General features: G+C 69.2%; 15 protein-coding genes. All 15 read right to left on the bottom strand.

Features of this window, described 5'->3' with window-relative positions; translation table 11 throughout:
- Nucleotides 1–17: 17 nt before the first annotated feature.
- Nucleotides 18–1,610: a F0F1 ATP synthase subunit alpha gene (gene atpA / locus ACZ5NW_RS17950; RefSeq protein ID WP_468744788.1), complete on the bottom strand. Its 1,593-nt coding sequence runs from the start codon at nucleotides 1,608–1,610 to the stop codon at nucleotides 18–20.
- A gap of 141 nt (nucleotides 1,611–1,751) precedes the next feature.
- Nucleotides 1,752–2,567, bottom strand: a complete 816-nt coding sequence (locus ACZ5NW_RS17945) for a F0F1 ATP synthase subunit delta (RefSeq protein ID WP_468744787.1) — start codon at nucleotides 2,565–2,567, stop codon at nucleotides 1,752–1,754.
- Nucleotides 2,564–3,112, bottom strand: a complete 549-nt coding sequence (locus ACZ5NW_RS17940; protein ID WP_468744786.1) for a F0F1 ATP synthase subunit B — start codon at nucleotides 3,110–3,112, stop codon at nucleotides 2,564–2,566. The genes ACZ5NW_RS17945 and ACZ5NW_RS17940 overlap by 4 nt, the downstream gene beginning before the upstream one ends.
- Before the next feature lie 44 nt (nucleotides 3,113–3,156).
- Nucleotides 3,157–3,396: an ATP synthase subunit c family protein gene (locus ACZ5NW_RS17935; RefSeq protein ID WP_005311859.1), complete on the bottom strand. Its 240-nt coding sequence runs from the start codon at nucleotides 3,394–3,396 to the stop codon at nucleotides 3,157–3,159.
- Between the two features lie 78 nt (nucleotides 3,397–3,474).
- Nucleotides 3,475–4,311 carry a F0F1 ATP synthase subunit A gene (atpB, locus tag ACZ5NW_RS17930; protein ID WP_468745098.1) on the bottom strand — a complete coding sequence of 279 codons (837 nt, stop codon included), beginning with the start codon at nucleotides 4,309–4,311 and terminating at the stop codon, nucleotides 3,475–3,477.
- A 210-nt stretch (nucleotides 4,312–4,521) separates the two neighbouring features.
- Nucleotides 4,522–4,935: a hypothetical protein gene (locus tag ACZ5NW_RS17925; RefSeq protein ID WP_468744785.1), complete on the bottom strand. Its 414-nt coding sequence runs from the start codon at nucleotides 4,933–4,935 to the stop codon at nucleotides 4,522–4,524.
- Between the two features lie 303 nt (nucleotides 4,936–5,238).
- Nucleotides 5,239–6,537, bottom strand: coding sequence for an MraY family glycosyltransferase (locus tag ACZ5NW_RS17920; RefSeq protein ID WP_468744784.1), 1,299 nt, complete (start codon nucleotides 6,535–6,537; stop codon nucleotides 5,239–5,241).
- 139 nt (nucleotides 6,538–6,676) lie between these two features.
- Entirely contained in the window at nucleotides 6,677–7,915 is a 1,239-nt protein-coding gene (locus ACZ5NW_RS17915; protein ID WP_468744783.1) for a serine hydroxymethyltransferase, read from the bottom strand.
- Between the two features lie 79 nt (nucleotides 7,916–7,994).
- Nucleotides 7,995–8,678, bottom strand: a complete 684-nt coding sequence (locus ACZ5NW_RS17910; RefSeq protein ID WP_468744782.1) for an arsenate reductase/protein-tyrosine-phosphatase family protein — start codon at nucleotides 8,676–8,678, stop codon at nucleotides 7,995–7,997.
- The gene (locus ACZ5NW_RS17905) at nucleotides 8,675–9,322 is read right to left on the bottom strand and encodes an L-threonylcarbamoyladenylate synthase (protein ID WP_468744781.1); all 648 of its coding nucleotides are present in this window, start codon (nucleotides 9,320–9,322) and stop codon (nucleotides 8,675–8,677) included. The genes ACZ5NW_RS17910 and ACZ5NW_RS17905 overlap by 4 nt, the downstream gene beginning before the upstream one ends.
- Before the next feature lie 49 nt (nucleotides 9,323–9,371).
- Nucleotides 9,372–10,211 (bottom strand): peptide chain release factor N(5)-glutamine methyltransferase, encoded by an 840-nt coding sequence (gene prmC, locus ACZ5NW_RS17900; protein ID WP_468745097.1) that lies wholly within the window; start codon nucleotides 10,209–10,211, stop codon nucleotides 9,372–9,374.
- Between the two features lie 72 nt (nucleotides 10,212–10,283).
- Entirely contained in the window at nucleotides 10,284–11,360 is a 1,077-nt protein-coding gene (prfA, locus tag ACZ5NW_RS17895; protein ID WP_468744780.1) for a peptide chain release factor 1, read from the bottom strand.
- A gap of 111 nt (nucleotides 11,361–11,471) precedes the next feature.
- On the bottom strand, nucleotides 11,472–11,693 hold the full coding sequence (gene rpmE / locus ACZ5NW_RS17890) for a 50S ribosomal protein L31 (protein ID WP_468744779.1): 222 nt from the start codon (nucleotides 11,691–11,693) through the stop codon (nucleotides 11,472–11,474).
- Nucleotides 11,694–11,832: 139 nt separating this feature from the next.
- A complete protein-coding gene (locus ACZ5NW_RS17885) occupies nucleotides 11,833–12,954 on the bottom strand; it encodes an LCP family protein (RefSeq protein WP_468744778.1) in 1,122 nt (373 codons plus the stop codon).
- A 157-nt stretch (nucleotides 12,955–13,111) separates the two neighbouring features.
- Nucleotides 13,112–14,914, bottom strand: coding sequence for a trypsin-like serine protease (locus ACZ5NW_RS17880; RefSeq protein ID WP_468744777.1), 1,803 nt, complete (start codon nucleotides 14,912–14,914; stop codon nucleotides 13,112–13,114).
- Between the last annotated feature and the right edge of the window lie 11 nt (nucleotides 14,915–14,925).

Genomic DNA, 14,925 nt, shown 5'->3' with positions numbered 1-14,925 from the left:
CAGGTCCCTTCCTTACGTCACTTGGAGACGCTGACGGCCGCGTCCTCGCCGAGCAGCTTGCCGTCCGAGGTCTCGAACTGCTTCTTGAACTCCGCGACGGCGTCGTCGATCGCCTGGATGGTGTCGTCCGACATCTTCGCGCCCTCCTTGATGGAGGTCATGAGGCCCTGCTCCTTGCGGTGCAGGTACTCCAGCAGCTCCTTCTCGAAGCGGCGGATGTCGGCGACCGGGACCTCGTCCATCTTGCCGTTGGTGCCGGCCCAGATCGAGACGACCTGGTCCTCGGTGGCCATCGGCTGGTACTGGGCCTGCTTCAGCAGCTCGACCATGCGCGAACCGCGCTCCAGCTGCGCCTTCGACGCGGCGTCCAGGTCGGAACCGAAGGCGGCGAACGCCTCCAGCTCACGGAACTGGGCGAGGTCGACGCGCAGACGGCCGGAGACCTGGCGCATCGCCTTGTGCTGCGCGGAACCACCGACTCGGGAGACGGAGATACCGACGTTCAGCGCGGGGCGCTGACCGGCGTTGAACAGGTCCGACTCCAGGAAGCACTGGCCGTCGGTGATGGAGATGACGTTGGTCGGGATGAACGCCGAGACGTCGTTGGCCTTGGTCTCGACGATCGGCAGACCGGTCATCGAACCGGCACCCATGTCGTCGGAGAGCTTGGCGCAGCGCTCCAGGAGACGGGAGTGCAGGTAGAAGACGTCACCCGGGTAGGCCTCGCGGCCCGGCGGGCGGCGCAGCAGCAGGGAGACGGCACGGTAGGCGTCGGCCTGCTTCGACAGGTCGTCGAAGATGATCAGGACGTGCTTGCCCTCGTACATCCACTTCTGGCCGATGGCCGAGCCGGTGTACGGGGCGAGGTACTTGAAGCCGGCCGGGTCGGACGCCGGGGCCGCGACGATGGTCGTGTACTCCAGCGCGCCGTTCTCCTCCAGCGCGCGGCGGACCGACGCGATGGTGGAGCCCTTCTGGCCGATGGCGACGTAGATGCAGCGGACCTGCTTGTTCGGGTCGCCGGTGCGCCAGTTGTCGCGCTGGTTGATGATCGTGTCGACGGCCAGCGCGGTCTTGCCGGTCTGGCGGTCGCCGATGATCAGCTGACGCTGGCCACGGCCGATCGGGGTCATCGCGTCGACGGCCTTGTAGCCCGTCTCCATCGGCTCGTGCACCGACTTGCGCTGCATGACCGTGGGGGCCTGCAGTTCGAGGGCGCGGCGGCCGTCGGTCTCGATCTCGCCGAGGCCGTCGATCGGGTTGCCGAGCGGGTCGACGACGCGGCCGAGGTAGCCCTCGCCGACGGCCACGGAGAGCACCTCGCCGGTACGGGTGACCGGCTGACCCTCCTCGATGCCGCTGAACTCACCGAGGACGATGGCACCGATCTCGCGCTCCTCGAGGTTGAGGGCGAGGCCGAGGGTGCCGTCCTCGAACTTCAGCAGTTCGTTGGCCATGGCCGAGGGGAGGCCCTCGACCTTCGCGATGCCGTCGCCGGCAAGGGTGACCGTACCGACCTCCTCGCGCGAGGCCGCGTCCGGCTTGTACGACTGGACGAAGGTCTCCAGTGCGTCCCGGATCTCCTCCGGCCGGATCGTGAGCTCCGCCATCTGGGTTCCCTGCTCTCCTTGTTGGGCCCGAAGTTTCACTTGGGGGGATGGGGGACTCCCCCCAAAAAGAGGTGAATCCTCTGCACGGCCCAACCAGGGCCGTTATCAGTACGTTCTGGCTATGAAGTTGCTGCGGTGCTGCTAGCTCGCCATGCGGCGGGCGGCGTCCTCGATGCGGTCCGCGATGGAGCCGTTGATGACCTCGTCGCCGACCTGCACCCGGATCCCGCCGAGGACCTCGGGGTCCACGTCGAGGTTGAGGTGCATCGTGCGGCCGTAGAGCTTCGCCAGGGCGGCGCCCAGGCGCTGCTTCTGCGTGTCGCTCAGCGGAACCGCCGAGGTGACGACGGCCACGATGCGGTCCCGGCGCTCGGCGGCGAGCTTGGACAGGGAGTCCAGGCCCGCTTCCAGGCTACGACCACGCGGCGCGGTCACCAGACGCGTCACCAGCCGGCCGGTGGCCGCGTCGGCCCGGCCGCCGAGCAGGCTGCGCAGCAGCTCGCCCTTGGCCGAGACGGTGGCCTTCCGGTCCGTCAGCGCGGCGCGCAGCTCGGTGTTCGAGGAGACGATCCGCCCGAAGCGGAACAGCTCGTCCTCGACGTCGTCGAGCGTGCCGGCCTGCTGTGCGGCGGTGAGGTCGGCGGTGTCGGACAGCTCCTCCAGCGCGTCCACCAGGTCGCGCGACTGCGACCAGCGGGAGCGCACCATGCCGGCCACCAGGTCGGCGGCGGGGCCGCTGATCTGGGCGCCGAGCAGGCGCTGGGCCAGGTCGGCCTTGGCCTCGCCGGCCTGCGCCGGGTCGGTCAGGACCCGACGCAGCGACACCTCGCGGTCGAGCAGCGCGGTGACGGCCGCCAGCTCGTCGGCGAGCTGCGCCGCGTCCACGGACGTGTTGTCCGTCAGCGCGTCGAGACGCTCACGTGCGGCTGCCAGGGCCTCGCGGCTCGCTCCGTTCATCGCGTGGCCTCGGCCTTCTCCTCGAGCTCGTCGAGGAAGCGGTCGATGACGCGGCTCTGCCGGGCGTGGTCCTCGAGGGACTCACCGACGAGCTTGCCGGCCAGTTCGGTGGCGAGCTTGCCGACGTCCTGGCGCAGCGCGGACGCGGCGGCCTTGCGGTCGGCCTCGATCTGGGAGTGACCGGCGGTGATGATTTCCTCACGCTGCCGCTGGCCCTCGGCCCGCATCTCGGCGATGAGCGCGGCACCCTGCTCCTGCGCCTCCTGGCGCAGGCGCGCGGCTTCGTGCCGTGCCTCGGCGAGCTGGGCCTTGTACTGCTCAAGGACGCTCTGGGCCTCGGTCTGCGCGGCCTCGGCCTTCTCGATACCGCCCTCGATCTGCTCCCGACGCTCGTCCAGAACCTTGTTGATGTTCGGGAGGAGCTTCCAGGCAAGGAAGCCGAAGACGATGACGAAGGCGATGAGGCCGATGACGAGCTCGGGGATCGGCGGGACGAGGGGGTTCTCGGTCTCCCCCTCAGCCGCCAGGATGAGCAGCTGGCTCATGTCTTTGCCTTTCGTCTGGGTTGCTGGTCGTCAGCCTGAAGTGATCAGGAGCCGTAGACGAACGGCATAACCAGACCGATCAGGGCCAGCGCCTCACAGAAGGCGAAGCCGAGGATCTGGTTGGCGCGGATCAGACCGGCGGCCTCGGGCTGGCGGGCGAGGGCCTGGGTGCCGTTGCCGAAGATGATGCCGACACCGACGCCGGGGCCGATGGCGGCGAGACCGTAGCCGATGGAGCCGAGGGCCTTGAGGTCACCGGTGACAGCGGCGAGAGTCTGGGACATGCCAGTTCTTCCTTCTCTTTCAAGGACCGGTGGGGGTTGGCCACCGGACGTCTTCAGGGGCTGGTGAGTGGCGGGTGCTCAGTGGTGCTCGGCGAGCGCGCCCTGGATGAAGCTGCAGGTCAGGAGCACGAAGACGTACGCCTGAAGGGCCTGGACGAAGAGCTCGAAGGCCGTCATGACGATGACCATGATGAACGAGACGCCGGCGTAGGCGATGCCGATGCCGTTCAGCAGGTACCAGCTGGCGATCGTGAAGAGCAGCAGCAGGGTGTGGCCCGCGAACATGTTCGCGAAGAGTCGGACGGCGTGCGTGAACGGCCGGACGATCAGGTTGGAGAAGAACTCGATCGTCATCGACAGCGGGAGCACCGCGCCGAGCGACTTGTCGTAGCCGGTGAAGTTCTTGAAGGCGCCGACGAAGCCGTGCCGCTTGAAGGTCAGCCCGACCCAGATCACGTAGACGATGCCGGCGAGGACCGCCGGGTACGAGATGATCGACGTCACCGGGAACTGGGCGAGCGGGACGATCGACCAGAGGTTCATCATCCAGATGAAGAAGAACAGCGAGACGACGAGCGGTACGTACTTCTCGCCTTCCTTCTTGCCGATGGTCTCGTAGACGACACCGCGGCGGATGAAGTCGTACCCCGCCTCGGCGACCATCTGGAGCTTGCCCGGGACGACCTTCGGCTTGCGGAAGGCGGCCCAGAAGAAGCCGACGACGATGATCGAGCCGAGCAGGGCCAGCAGCATCGTCTTGTTGAAGTACACGTTGCTGTCGCCGTCGCCCCAAAGGGGCTCGAACAGGAACGAGTGCAGGCCGGGAGCCGGGAAGCCACAGCCGTCGAAGATGTGGCAGTCGGTCTCGAAGGCGAGCACCTGCGTCGGGTCAGCACTCACCGCGGGCTCCTTCAGCGTGGCGCATGGGTACGGCAACCTCGTTGTGTCGGCGCGGCGTACGGCCGCGGTTCGGCACGGGACTGGTGTTACGGATGGTGGGGCGGCTTGGGGGCATCTCGCCTCGCGATCGAACAGGCGTCAGCTCGGATGCCCGCGCCCGCGATGCCGCAGTTGGCACCGGACGATAGCAGGAGATCTCAGGCGTCTTTATCCCGGCCCTACCCCTCACGACGAGTGCCCCGATTTTTCGGGTTCGACGTAGAGGATCTTGGCCTTCATGTGCGCCCGCGTCTGGGCGGCGATCCAGGCCAGCGTGCCGGCGAGCAGCGTGAACGCGAAGGCCTTGGGGTTGAACAGCGTGGTGTGCTTGAACGCGGCCATGAAGATGAAGAGCAGCAGGATCTGCGCCGCGTAGAGCATCAGGCCCATCGCCTGGAACAGGTGCGGAAGCGATTTGGCGGTGCGCTGCAGAACGTAGAGACCGATGCCCATGAAGAGCATCACGATGACCGTCGCGACGACGGCCCCGATCGCACCCTTTCCGCCCGCGACCACGCCGCTGACGACGGCTGCGATCGCGCCGACGGCAGCCGTGGGCACAGCGGCCTGGGCCAGGATCCGGACGTCGTTGGACGGCATGGCGGCAACTCCGCTTTCAAAGGGGGCAGGGGTGTCGTCATGGACGAGCGTAGACCCCGTCGGAGGCGGTCGAGACCTCCCGCCGAGGGGCCGTCGCACACGGTCCATCGGCTCCATCCGGGGTTCTCGTGAACCGTATCACAAACTATTTGATGAGGTCTTTACCTGGTAGGTGTGCTCGCTGTCACACGTGAGAGTGAGAGTGCGCGTCTGAGCGAGAACCGTGCCGACTTGTCTGATATTGCGGTGCTTCGCTACCCCAATACTTGGCAATGCTCTCGTCAGATTCTTACCTTGTCGCTCTCACCTTTGAGGGAAGCGCGAACGGGGTCCGACGGCCGTAGCGCCGTTGACACCCGACACCCCGGCCGCCACCGGAGTGCGCGGCTCCGCCTCGACCGACGCGGCGGCCGGCACGGGCTCGGCGGCCCGCCTGCGCCGCCGGTAGCGCGGCGGCACGAACGCCTGGGCCCACAGCGGCGCACGCGGTGTGAAGCGCGGCAGCAGAAGCAGCACCAGTCCCACCGCGCTCAGGAACACCACGCCCAGCACGATCCACATGGACGCCGAGTTCACCGAGTACGCCAGCGCCCCGAAGGCGATCAGCGCCGACCAGAAGTACATGATCAGCACGGCGCGGATGTGCGAGTGACCGATCTCCAGCAGCCGGTGGTGCAGATGCCCGCGGTCGGCGGCGAACGGCGACTGGCCCCGCCAGGTGCGCCGCACGATGGCCAGGATCAGGTCGGCGGCCGGCACGGCGATGATCGTCAGCGGCAGCAGCAGCGGGATGTAGACGGGCACCGTCTGGTGCACCGTGTCCCGCTCCGAACCGGAGAACAGGTTCATCACGTCCGGATCGACCTGGCCCGTGACGGAGATCGCGCCCGCCGCCAGCACCAGACCGATCAGCATCGAGCCCGAGTCGCCCATGAAGATCCGCGCCGGGTGCATGTTGTGCGGCAGGAAGCCCAGGCACATGCCCATCAGGATCGCGGAGAACAGCGTCGCCGGGGCGGCCGCCTCGATGCCGTACGAGTACCAGATCCGGTAGGCGTACATGAAGAACGCCGCCGCGGCGATGCACACCATGCCGGCCGCAAGTCCGTCCAGGCCGTCGACGAAGTTCACCGCGTTGATGGTGATCACCACCAGGGCGACCGTCAGCAGCGTGCCCTGCCACTGGGTCAGCGCGACCGTGCCGACGCCCGGGATGGGCAGCCACAGGATCGTCAGACCCTGCATGACCATCACGCCCGCGGCGATCATCTGCGCGCCCAGCTTGATCAGGGCGTCGATCTCGAACTTGTCGTCCAGGACGCCGATCAGCCAGATCAGCGCGGCCCCGGAGAGCAGAGCACGCGGCTCGTTCGACTTCTCGAAGACCTCGTTGAGGTTCGTCAGATGGTCGGCGACCAGCAGGCCCGCGCACAGGCCGAAGAACATGGCGATACCGCCGAGCCGCGGAGTGGGTTCCCGGTGCACGTCACGTGCCCGGATCTCCGGCATCGCCCCGGCCACGATCGCGAACTTCCGTACCGGCCCTGTCAGCAGATACGTCACCGCGGCCGTGATGCAGAGCGTCAGCAGGTATTCACGCACGGGCTTCCCCACAGGTCTCGCTGGCCATCTCAGCCCCACACCCTAGCGACGGCCGCATATGGTTGGGGACTTCCGGGTAGCCACGATGGTTGCATGTACGGCTGTGCGTCCTGTCGTACGGGGGCGCGCCTACCCCGGTTCACCCTGGATACGGCGGAAATGCCGCCGTCAGTTCGCGCACGTCCTCGCGGGCCCGCTTGGCCTCGGTCTCCTCGCGCAGCACCGCCGCCATCAGCGCCGCGATCCGCGTCATCTCCGCCTCGCCCATGCCCTGGGTGGTGACCGCCGCGGTGCCCAGGCGCAGGCCGCGGGCGTCGGCGTGGGGCAGGGCGCAGCAGTCCAGCACGACCCCGGCGGCCGCCAGCCGGCCGCGTGCGGTGCGCCCGTCGACGCCGAGCGGGGCCGGGTCGACGGTGATCAGATGCGTGTCGGTGCCGCCCGTGGTGACGACCAGCCCCTCGGCGGCCAGAGCGTCCGCGAGAACCCTCGCATTGGCGACCACCTGATGGGCGTACACCCGGAACTCCGGTGTTGCCGCCTCGCCGAACGCGACCGCCTTCGCGGCGATGGTGTGCATCTGCGCGCCGCCCTGGGTGAACGGGAAGACCGCCCGGTCGACGCGCTCGGCCAGCTCGCCCCCGCACAGGATCATCCCGCCGCGGGGCCCGCGCAGCACCTTGTGGGTCGTCGCGCAGACGACATCGGCGTACGGCACCGGGCTGGGCGCCGCGCCGCCCGCGACCAGGCCGATGGGGTGGGCGGCGTCCGCGATGAGATACGCCCCGACCTCGTCGGCGACCTCGCGGAAGAACGCGTAGTCGATGTGCCGGGGGTAGGCGATCGAGCCGCACACGATCGCCTTCGGGCGGTGCGTGCGGGCCAGGGTGCGCACCTGCTCGTGGTCGATGAGGCCGGTCTCCGCGTCCACCCCGTAGGGGACGAAGTCGAACCAGCGGCCGGAGAAGTTCGCGGGCGAGCCGTGGGTGAGATGGCCGCCGTAGGACAGTCCGAGGGCCAGGACGGTGTCGCCGGGGCGCAGCAGGGCGGCGTAGGCGGCCAGGACGGCCGAGGAGCCGGAGTGGGGCTGCACATTGGCGTGCTCGGCCGCGAAGAGGGCCGTGGCGCGGTCGGCGGCGATGCGCTCGGCGACGTCGACGATCTCGCAGCCGCCGTGGTGGCGGGCGCCCGGATAGCCTTCCGCGTACTTGTTGGCGAGGGGTGAGCCGAGGGCCGCGAGGACGGCCTGCGAGGTGAAGTTCTCGGCCGCGATCAGCTGGAGCGTCCGGGCCTGCCGCACCCGCTCCCCGAGAAGGATCTCGGCGAGCTCGGGGTCCTGCCGTCGCAGGACGTCGGCCTCAAGGGCATGGCTGACCGTCATGGTGCACTCCGGGACGGGTCGACGCTGACGTACGTCCAATGTAGGCCGGTAAGGACCGGTCCGCCCCGGTTTCCGGCGTTCACCCCGTCCGGGCGGGCACTCCGGTCAGCGCGGTGACGACGGGGTCCAGCGCCTGGTGTATCTCCTCGCCGATGGAACGGAAGAACGTCAGGGGCGCCCCGTACGGGTCGTACACCTCGTCCGCCTCCGCGGTGGGCGCCAGCAGCCAGCCCCGCAGCGCCGCGGCGGCCCGCACCAGCGCACGCGCGCGCAGGACGACGCCCTCCTCCAGCGGCGGCAGCGTGGCCGGATCTATCGCCCGCACCAGCCGGGTGAACTCCTTCAGCGTGAAGGTGCGCAGGCCCGCCGAGTGCCCCATGGAGATCACCTGGGCGCGATGGTCCCGGGTGGCCGTGAGCACCAGGTCGGCCATGATGACGTGCTCGTCGAGCAGCTCACGGCCCACGAACCCGGTGGCGTCGGCCCCGAAGTCGGCCAGCACGGTCTCCGCGTGGGACTCCATGGGCGCGCCCTCGTGCCCCCAGGTGCCCGCGCTCTCCACGATCAGCCCGCCGCCGAGCACGCCGAGCCGCTCGGCCACGAAATGGCGGGTCAGCCGCTCGGTGATGGGCGAGCGGCACACATTGCCGGTGCTGACGTGGAGGATGCGGAAGCAGTCACGCGGAAGACCGACGAAGGTCGTCGTGATCTCCGCGGCACGTTCCCCGTTGCCTATGCCACGCCCCGGTTCAGGGGCTGTCAATTGGCCACCTCAAGGTCGGGTACGACCTTGCGCAGCTCGTCGGCCGAGATCGCCCCCTCGCGCAGCAGCACGGGGACCTCACGGCTGACGTCGACGATCGACGACGGGACGTTGCCGGGGGTCGGGCCGCCGTCGAGGTAGACGGAGACGGAGTCGCCGAGCATGCCCTGCGCCTCGTCGCAGTTCTCCGGCGCCGGGTGGCCGGTGAGGTTGGCGGAGGAGACCGCCATGGGGCCGACCTCGGTGAGCAGCTCGATGGCGACCGGGTGCAGCGGCATGCGCACGGCGACCGTGCCCCGGGTGTCCCCGAGGTCCCACTGGAGGGACGGCTGGTGCTTGGCGACCAGGGTCAGGGCGCCCGGCCAGAAGGCGTCGACCAGTTCCCAGGCCAGCTCGGAGAAGTCGGTGACCAGGCCGTGCAGCGTGTTGGGCGAGCCGATCAGGACGGGCGTGGGCATGTTGCGGCCCCGGCCCTTGGCGTCCAGCAGATCGCCGACCGCCTCCTTGGAGAAGGCGTCCGCGCCGATGCCGTAGACGGTGTCCGTGGGCAGCACCACGAGCTCGCCCCGGCGGACGGCGGACGCGGCCTCGCGCAGACCGGTCACTCGGTCGGTCGCGTCGTTGGTGTCGTATCGCCGAGCCATAACTAGCGGGCCTCCTCGTACACGTACTGCGGGAATGACGTCGGGGTGGTCACGGCAGCGCCTTGCGGGCGGTCGCGAAACGCGGCCGGTTGTTGAGGTCGGGGTGGTCGGCCGCGTCGGCCCAGCCCCGCTCCTCGGTGAAGATCCACGGCACCTGACCGCCCTGGGTGTCGGCGTGCTCGATGACGACGACACCGCCGGGGCGCAGCAGCCGGTGTGCGGTCCGCTCCAGACCGCGGATGAGGTCGAGACCGTCCTCGCCCGAGAACAGGGCGAGTTCGGGGTCGTAGTCCCGCGCCTCGGGAGCGACGTACTCCCATTCGGTGAGCGGGATGTACGGCGGGTTGGAGATGACCAGGTCGACCTGGCCGTCGAGGTCGGGGAAGGCGTCCAGGGCGTTGCCCTGGCGCAGGTCCACCCTGGATCCGGCCACGTTCTTGCGGGTCCACACCAGGGCGTCCTCGGACAGCTCCACGGCGTGCACGCGCGAGCGCGGGACCTCCTGGGCGAGGGCGAGCGCGATCGCGCCGGAGCCGGTGCACAGGTCGACGATGCACGGCTCCACGACGTCCATGGCGCGCACGGCGTCTATGGCCCAGCCGACGACCGACTCGGTCTCGGGGCGGGGCACGAAGACACCGGGGCCGACCTGGAGCTCCAGATAGCGGAAGTAGGCCCGCCCGGTGATGTGCTGGAGCGGCTCGCGCTGCTCGCGCCGGGCGATGACCTCCCAGTACCGGGCGTCGAAGTCGGAGTCCTTCACGGAGTGCAGCGCGCCCCGCTTCACGCCGTGCACGAACGCGGCGAGCTCCTCCGCGTCGTTGCGCGGCGAGGGCACGCCGGCGTCGGCCAGCCGCTGGGTGGCCTGGGCCACCTCGGCGAGCAGCAGACTCCGGGGGCTTGGGGGCCGTCCCCCAAATGATGGCTGCACGCAGTCCTCCGTCCGGTACTCGTACGTGCCTTACGCGGCTGCGAGCTTGGCGGCCGAGTCCGCGTCGACGCAGGCCTGGATCACCGCGTCGAGGTCGCCGTCCAGGACCTGGTCCAGGTTGTACGCCTTGAAGCCGACGCGGTGGTCCGAGATGCGGTTCTCCGGGAAGTTGTACGTGCGGATCTTCTCGGAGCGGTCGACGGTGCGGACCTGGCTGCGGCGGGCGTCGGCGGCCTCCCTCTCCGCCTCCTCCTGCGCCGCTGCGAGCAGCCTGGAGCGCAGGATACGCATCGCCTGCTCCTTGTTCTGCAGCTGGCTCTTCTCGTTCTGGCAGGAGGCGACGACTCCGGTCGGGAGGTGCGTGATGCGCACGGCGGAGTCGGTGGTGTTGACGGACTGGCCGCCGGGCCCGGAGGAGCGGTAGACGTCGATACGGAGGTCGTTCGGGTTGATCTCGACGTCGACCTCCTCCGCCTCGGGCGTGACGAGGACACCGGCGGCGGAGGTGTGGATCCGGCCCTGGGACTCGGTCGCCGGCACGCGCTGCACGCGGTGCACACCGCCCTCGTACTTCAGCCGCGCCCAGACGCCCTGCCCGGGCTCGGTGGCGCCCTGGCCGCCCTTGGTCTTCACCGCGACCTGGACGTCCTTGTAGCCGCCCAGCTCGGACTCGGTGGCGTCGATGATCTCGGTCTTCCAGCCGACGCGCTCGGCGTAGCGCAGATACATGCGCAGCAGGTCGCCGGCGAACAGCGCGGACTCGTCGCCGCCCGCGCCCGCCTTGATCTCCAGAATGACGTCCTTGTCGTCACTCGGGTCACGCGGGACGAGCAGCAGGCGGAGCTTCTCGGTGAGCTCCTCGCGCTGCTTCTCCAGCACCTTGACCTCGGCGGCGAAGTCGGGGTCGTCGGCGGCGAATTCCTTCGCCGTCTCGATGTCGTCGCCGGTCTGCTTCCAGGAGCGGTACGTGGCGACGATCGGGGTGAGCTCGGCGTAGCGCTTGTTCAGCTTGCGCGCGTTGGCCTGGTCGGCGTGCACCGACGGGTCGGCGAGCTTCGTCTCCAGGTCGGCGTGCTCACCGACGAGTTCCTCGACGGCCTCGAACATCTTGGGGCTCCTGTGTACTGCGGGTGACGGGAAGGGCGGGCGACCAAAAACGCCGGTCCAGGGCACACCCCTGGGCGGGGGCGCGACCGTGGACCGGCGAAAAGGGGCTCGCTACTTCTTGGAGCCGGCAGCCTTGCCGAAGCGGGCCTCGAAGCGGGCCACACGGCCACCGGTGTCGAGGATCTTCTGCTTGCCCGTGTAGAACGGGTGGCACTCGGAGCACACGTCGGCACGGATGGTGCCGGACTCGATGGTGCTGCGGGTGGTGAACGACGCGCCACAGGTGCAGCTGACCTGCGTCTCGACGTACTCGGGGTGGATCTCGCGCTTCAAGGTGTCTCCTAGTGTTCGGGAGGGCGCCGGGTCGCCGTCGCGGGCTGCGAGAGCGTGAACCGGAGCCGACGTACCAGTCTGCCAGGACTGGGGCCATCCCCCAAAACCGGGGGTGGCTGTCGTCTATTCCCGCCACCCCTCAGGGGGTGCTCACCACACCCTTGGCGGTACCGGTCGCCGTTCCCTCCGTCGCCGCCCTGGGGATCGGCCGGTCGTTCTTGAGGGCCGTCCAGACCTGCTGGGCCTTCGCCTCGGCCACCAGGACCCGGTTGGGGTCGGCCGGGTCGTACTGGACCGGCATCGTGACCATGGTCATGTTCGTGGCGCTGATGCTCTTCAGGCCGTTCGCGAAGGACATCAGGGACTTGACCGAGCCGAGGTCGGAGTCGGTCGTCACGGCCTTCGTGGCGGTGTCGGCGAGGTCCAGCAGCCGCTTGGGGTTGCCGAACAGGCCGACGTGCTTGACCTGGTCGAGCAGCGCCTTGACGAACGCCTGCTGGAGCTGGATGCGGCCGAGGTCGGAGCCGTCGCCCACGCCGTGCCGGGTGCGGACCAGACCGAGGGCCTGCTCGCCGTTGAGCGTGTGCGTGCCGGCCTTGAGGTCGAGGTGGCTGTCGGAGTCCTTGATGTCCTTCGTGGTCGTCACCCGGACACCGCCCAGCTCGTCGACCAGCTTCTCGAAGCCCGAGAAATCGACTTCCAGATAGTGGTCCATACGGATGCCGGTGATCGATTCGACCGTCTTCACCGCGCAGGCCGCGCCGCCCGTCGAATAGGCCGAGTTGAACATCACCCCGTGCGCCGCGTCGTGCGTGACGCCCTTGGCGTCGGTGCAGGACGGGCGGTCGACGAGGGTGTCGCGCGGGATCGAGACCACGCCGGCCCGCTGGTGGCCCTCGTAGACGTGGATGATCATCGCGGTGTCGGAGCGGGCGCTGCCGTCGTCCGTGCCGCCGCCGAGCTTCTTGTTGGTCCCGGAGCGGCTGTCCGAGCCCAGGACCAGGATGTTCTCGGAGCCGTTGTCGATCTTCGTCGGGCGGTCCGTGCCGAGCGCCTGGTCGATGTCGACGCTCTTGATGTTGCCGTTGAGCTTGAAGTAGACGTACCCGACGCCGGCGCCGCCGAGGGCGACGATGCCCGCCGCGGCACAGGCCACGATCAGCAGCCCCTTGCGTCTGCCACGGGGCTTACGGTGGCGCGGACCATCCGTGCTGCCGCTCCCACCCGGTATGCCGGGCTCCGGCGTGCTCTCGGCGGACATGTGCTCCTCTGTTCCGTGTCATCCCCACCATCGTCACTCCGCCAGGTCAGACGGCGAAACTCGGGACAGGGTTGCACAACGCTCTGTGCCCGGCCTGCGGCAGGCCGGGCACAGAGCGTCACCAGGTGGGCGGGTCGCACCCCGCTCACCTGCGAGGTCAGCCGAAGAGGTCGTACTGCTGGAAACCGGTTCCGAGCGAGACCCTTGTGGCAAAGGTCGCACTCGTGTTGGCTCCGGTGCCCTTCAGCAGATACAGGGCGCCGGCGGGCGTACGGGCCACCAGGTCGGCGTGGCTGTCGCTGTTGAGGTCGCCGACCGTCGCGAACGCGTTGTACGTGGTGTTCGTCCACGTGGCGACCTTGAGCGCGGGCTGCCACAGGGCCGTGCTGAGCACGCCCTTGCTCCGGTAGAGGTACACGGCGCCGGTGCTCTTGTTGCGGGCGAGCAGGTCGGCGTTGCCGTCGCCGTTGAAGTCGCCGTGGCCGCGGACCATGTTGAAGTTGTTGAAGCCGGCGCCGACCTTCAGCGGTGCGCCGAAGCTGCCGTCGCCCTTGCCCGGGTACAGCCACAGCACGCCGGTGGAGTCCACGGCGAGCAGGTCGGGCAGGTAGTCGCCGGTCGTGTCACCGGGGGCGACGATGGCGAGGCGGGTCTTCCAGTTGTCGCCGATGAGCTTGGTCGCCCACGTCTGGGTGGCCGGCACCCAGTGCTTCCAGAAGACGTCGCCGTCCGAGGCCCGGCGCAGCAGGAAGTCCTGCTCGCCGTCCCGGTCCAGGTCGGTCTGGAGGATGACGTTGTACGCGCTGAAGGAGCCCCAGGACACGCGCGCGGCGAGCGAGGTGCCCTTGGAGTCGATCTCGTAGCCCGTCTTCGTGGAGGCGTTGCGTACGAAGAGGTCGGCGAGGTGGTCGTAGCTGAGGTTGGTGTCCTCCACGCGCGGGTAGGTCGCGCCGACGTACGTCGAGACCTTGGTGAACACGCTGTACGAGCCGCTCTCGACGCAGTCCTTCATGCCCCAGGAGACGACACCCACGATCCGGGGCGCACCGGCCGCGTCGGTGACGACGAGCGGGCCGCCGGAGTCGCCGTTGCAGGCGGACGTGGTGCCCGTGTCGCTGCCCGACGCCGGGTCGCCCGCGCACACGTTGTGGCCCTTGATGAAGTCGGCTTGGTAGTAGCCCGCGCAGGTCGCGTCCGACTGGATCGGCAGCGTCGCCGTCTTCAGGACCTCGGAGATGTCCTGCGTGGTGGAGGAGGTGCGGCCCCAGCCGTAGAGCGTGGCCTTGGTGCCGGCGGCGTACGAGGCCGTGTCGGTGGCCGTCGTCATCCGGATCGGCGTGGCCTTGACCGGGTTGTCCAGGGTCAGCACCGCGATGTCGTTGTCGATCAGCGTGGGGCTGTACGACCCGTGGTTCCACTGGCGCAGGACGCCGGTGATGGTGCCGCCGTGCAGATCGGTGATGTTGCCGGCGCTGTCGACGGTCGGCAGCTGTGAGGTGCCGGTGACGACCATGCCGTGGACGGCCCAGCTGTAGTTCTTGCCGTACTCGTCCTTGAGGCAGTGCGCGGCGGTGAGGACCTTCGTCGGGGCCACGACCGAGCCGCCGCAGAAGAAGCTGACGTCGTCGCCCGTGGTGGAGGTGCCGCGGTTGTCGTAGTACCAGAGCTGGGCCATCCACGGGGCCGTGGTGATGGTCGTCTCGGTGCCACCGATGATCTTCGGGTCGACGGTCCTGGCACGGCTGGTGCTCGCGCTCAGGGACGTCTTCGTCGAACCCGGGTCGGCGGTCTTGCTGCTGGCCACGGCATGGCCGAGACCCTTCAGGAGCTCCTCGGACGACGGACCGCTGTGGCTGCGCGTCGGCAGCGTGTCAGCGGCCTGGGCCGACGAGTTCAGCAGCATCGCACCGGCGACAGCGGCGGCCAGCCCGGCCGCGGCGACGGGGAGCGCGATCCGCATCCGCCGTCTGT

The organism is Streptomyces sp. NPDC032126, from assembly GCF_055580085.1.
Note: the sequence above shows the minus strand (reverse complement) of the source record. Positions and strands in the feature narration are given on the sequence as shown.

What these genes read in the sequence shown, in the direction of transcription:
- ACZ5NW_RS17935 (WP_005311859.1), bottom strand. Translation starts at nt 3,396, where the DNA reads ATGTCCCAGACTCTCGCCGCTGTCACCGGTGACCTCAAGGCCCTCGGC.
- ACZ5NW_RS17915 (WP_468744783.1), bottom strand. Translation starts at nt 7,915, where the DNA reads ATGACGGTCAGCCATGCCCTTGAGGCCGACGTCCTGCGACGGCAGGAC.
- ACZ5NW_RS17885 (WP_468744778.1), bottom strand. Translation starts at nt 12,954, where the DNA reads ATGTCCGCCGAGAGCACGCCGGAGCCCGGCATACCGGGTGGGAGCGGC.
- ACZ5NW_RS17945 (WP_468744787.1), bottom strand. Translation starts at nt 2,567, where the DNA reads ATGAACGGAGCGAGCCGCGAGGCCCTGGCAGCCGCACGTGAGCGTCTC.
- atpA (WP_468744788.1), bottom strand. Translation starts at nt 1,610, where the DNA reads ATGGCGGAGCTCACGATCCGGCCGGAGGAGATCCGGGACGCACTGGAG.
- prfA (WP_468744780.1), bottom strand. Translation starts at nt 11,360, where the DNA reads ATGTTCGAGGCCGTCGAGGAACTCGTCGGTGAGCACGCCGACCTGGAG.
- ACZ5NW_RS17905 (WP_468744781.1), bottom strand. Translation starts at nt 9,322, where the DNA reads ATGGCTCGGCGATACGACACCAACGACGCGACCGACCGAGTGACCGGT.
- ACZ5NW_RS17925 (WP_468744785.1), bottom strand. Translation starts at nt 4,935, where the DNA reads ATGCCGTCCAACGACGTCCGGATCCTGGCCCAGGCCGCTGTGCCCACG.
- ACZ5NW_RS17880 (WP_468744777.1), bottom strand. Translation starts at nt 14,914, where the DNA reads ATGCGGATCGCGCTCCCCGTCGCCGCGGCCGGGCTGGCCGCCGCTGTC.
- ACZ5NW_RS17940 (WP_468744786.1), bottom strand. Translation starts at nt 3,112, where the DNA reads ATGAGCCAGCTGCTCATCCTGGCGGCTGAGGGGGAGACCGAGAACCCC.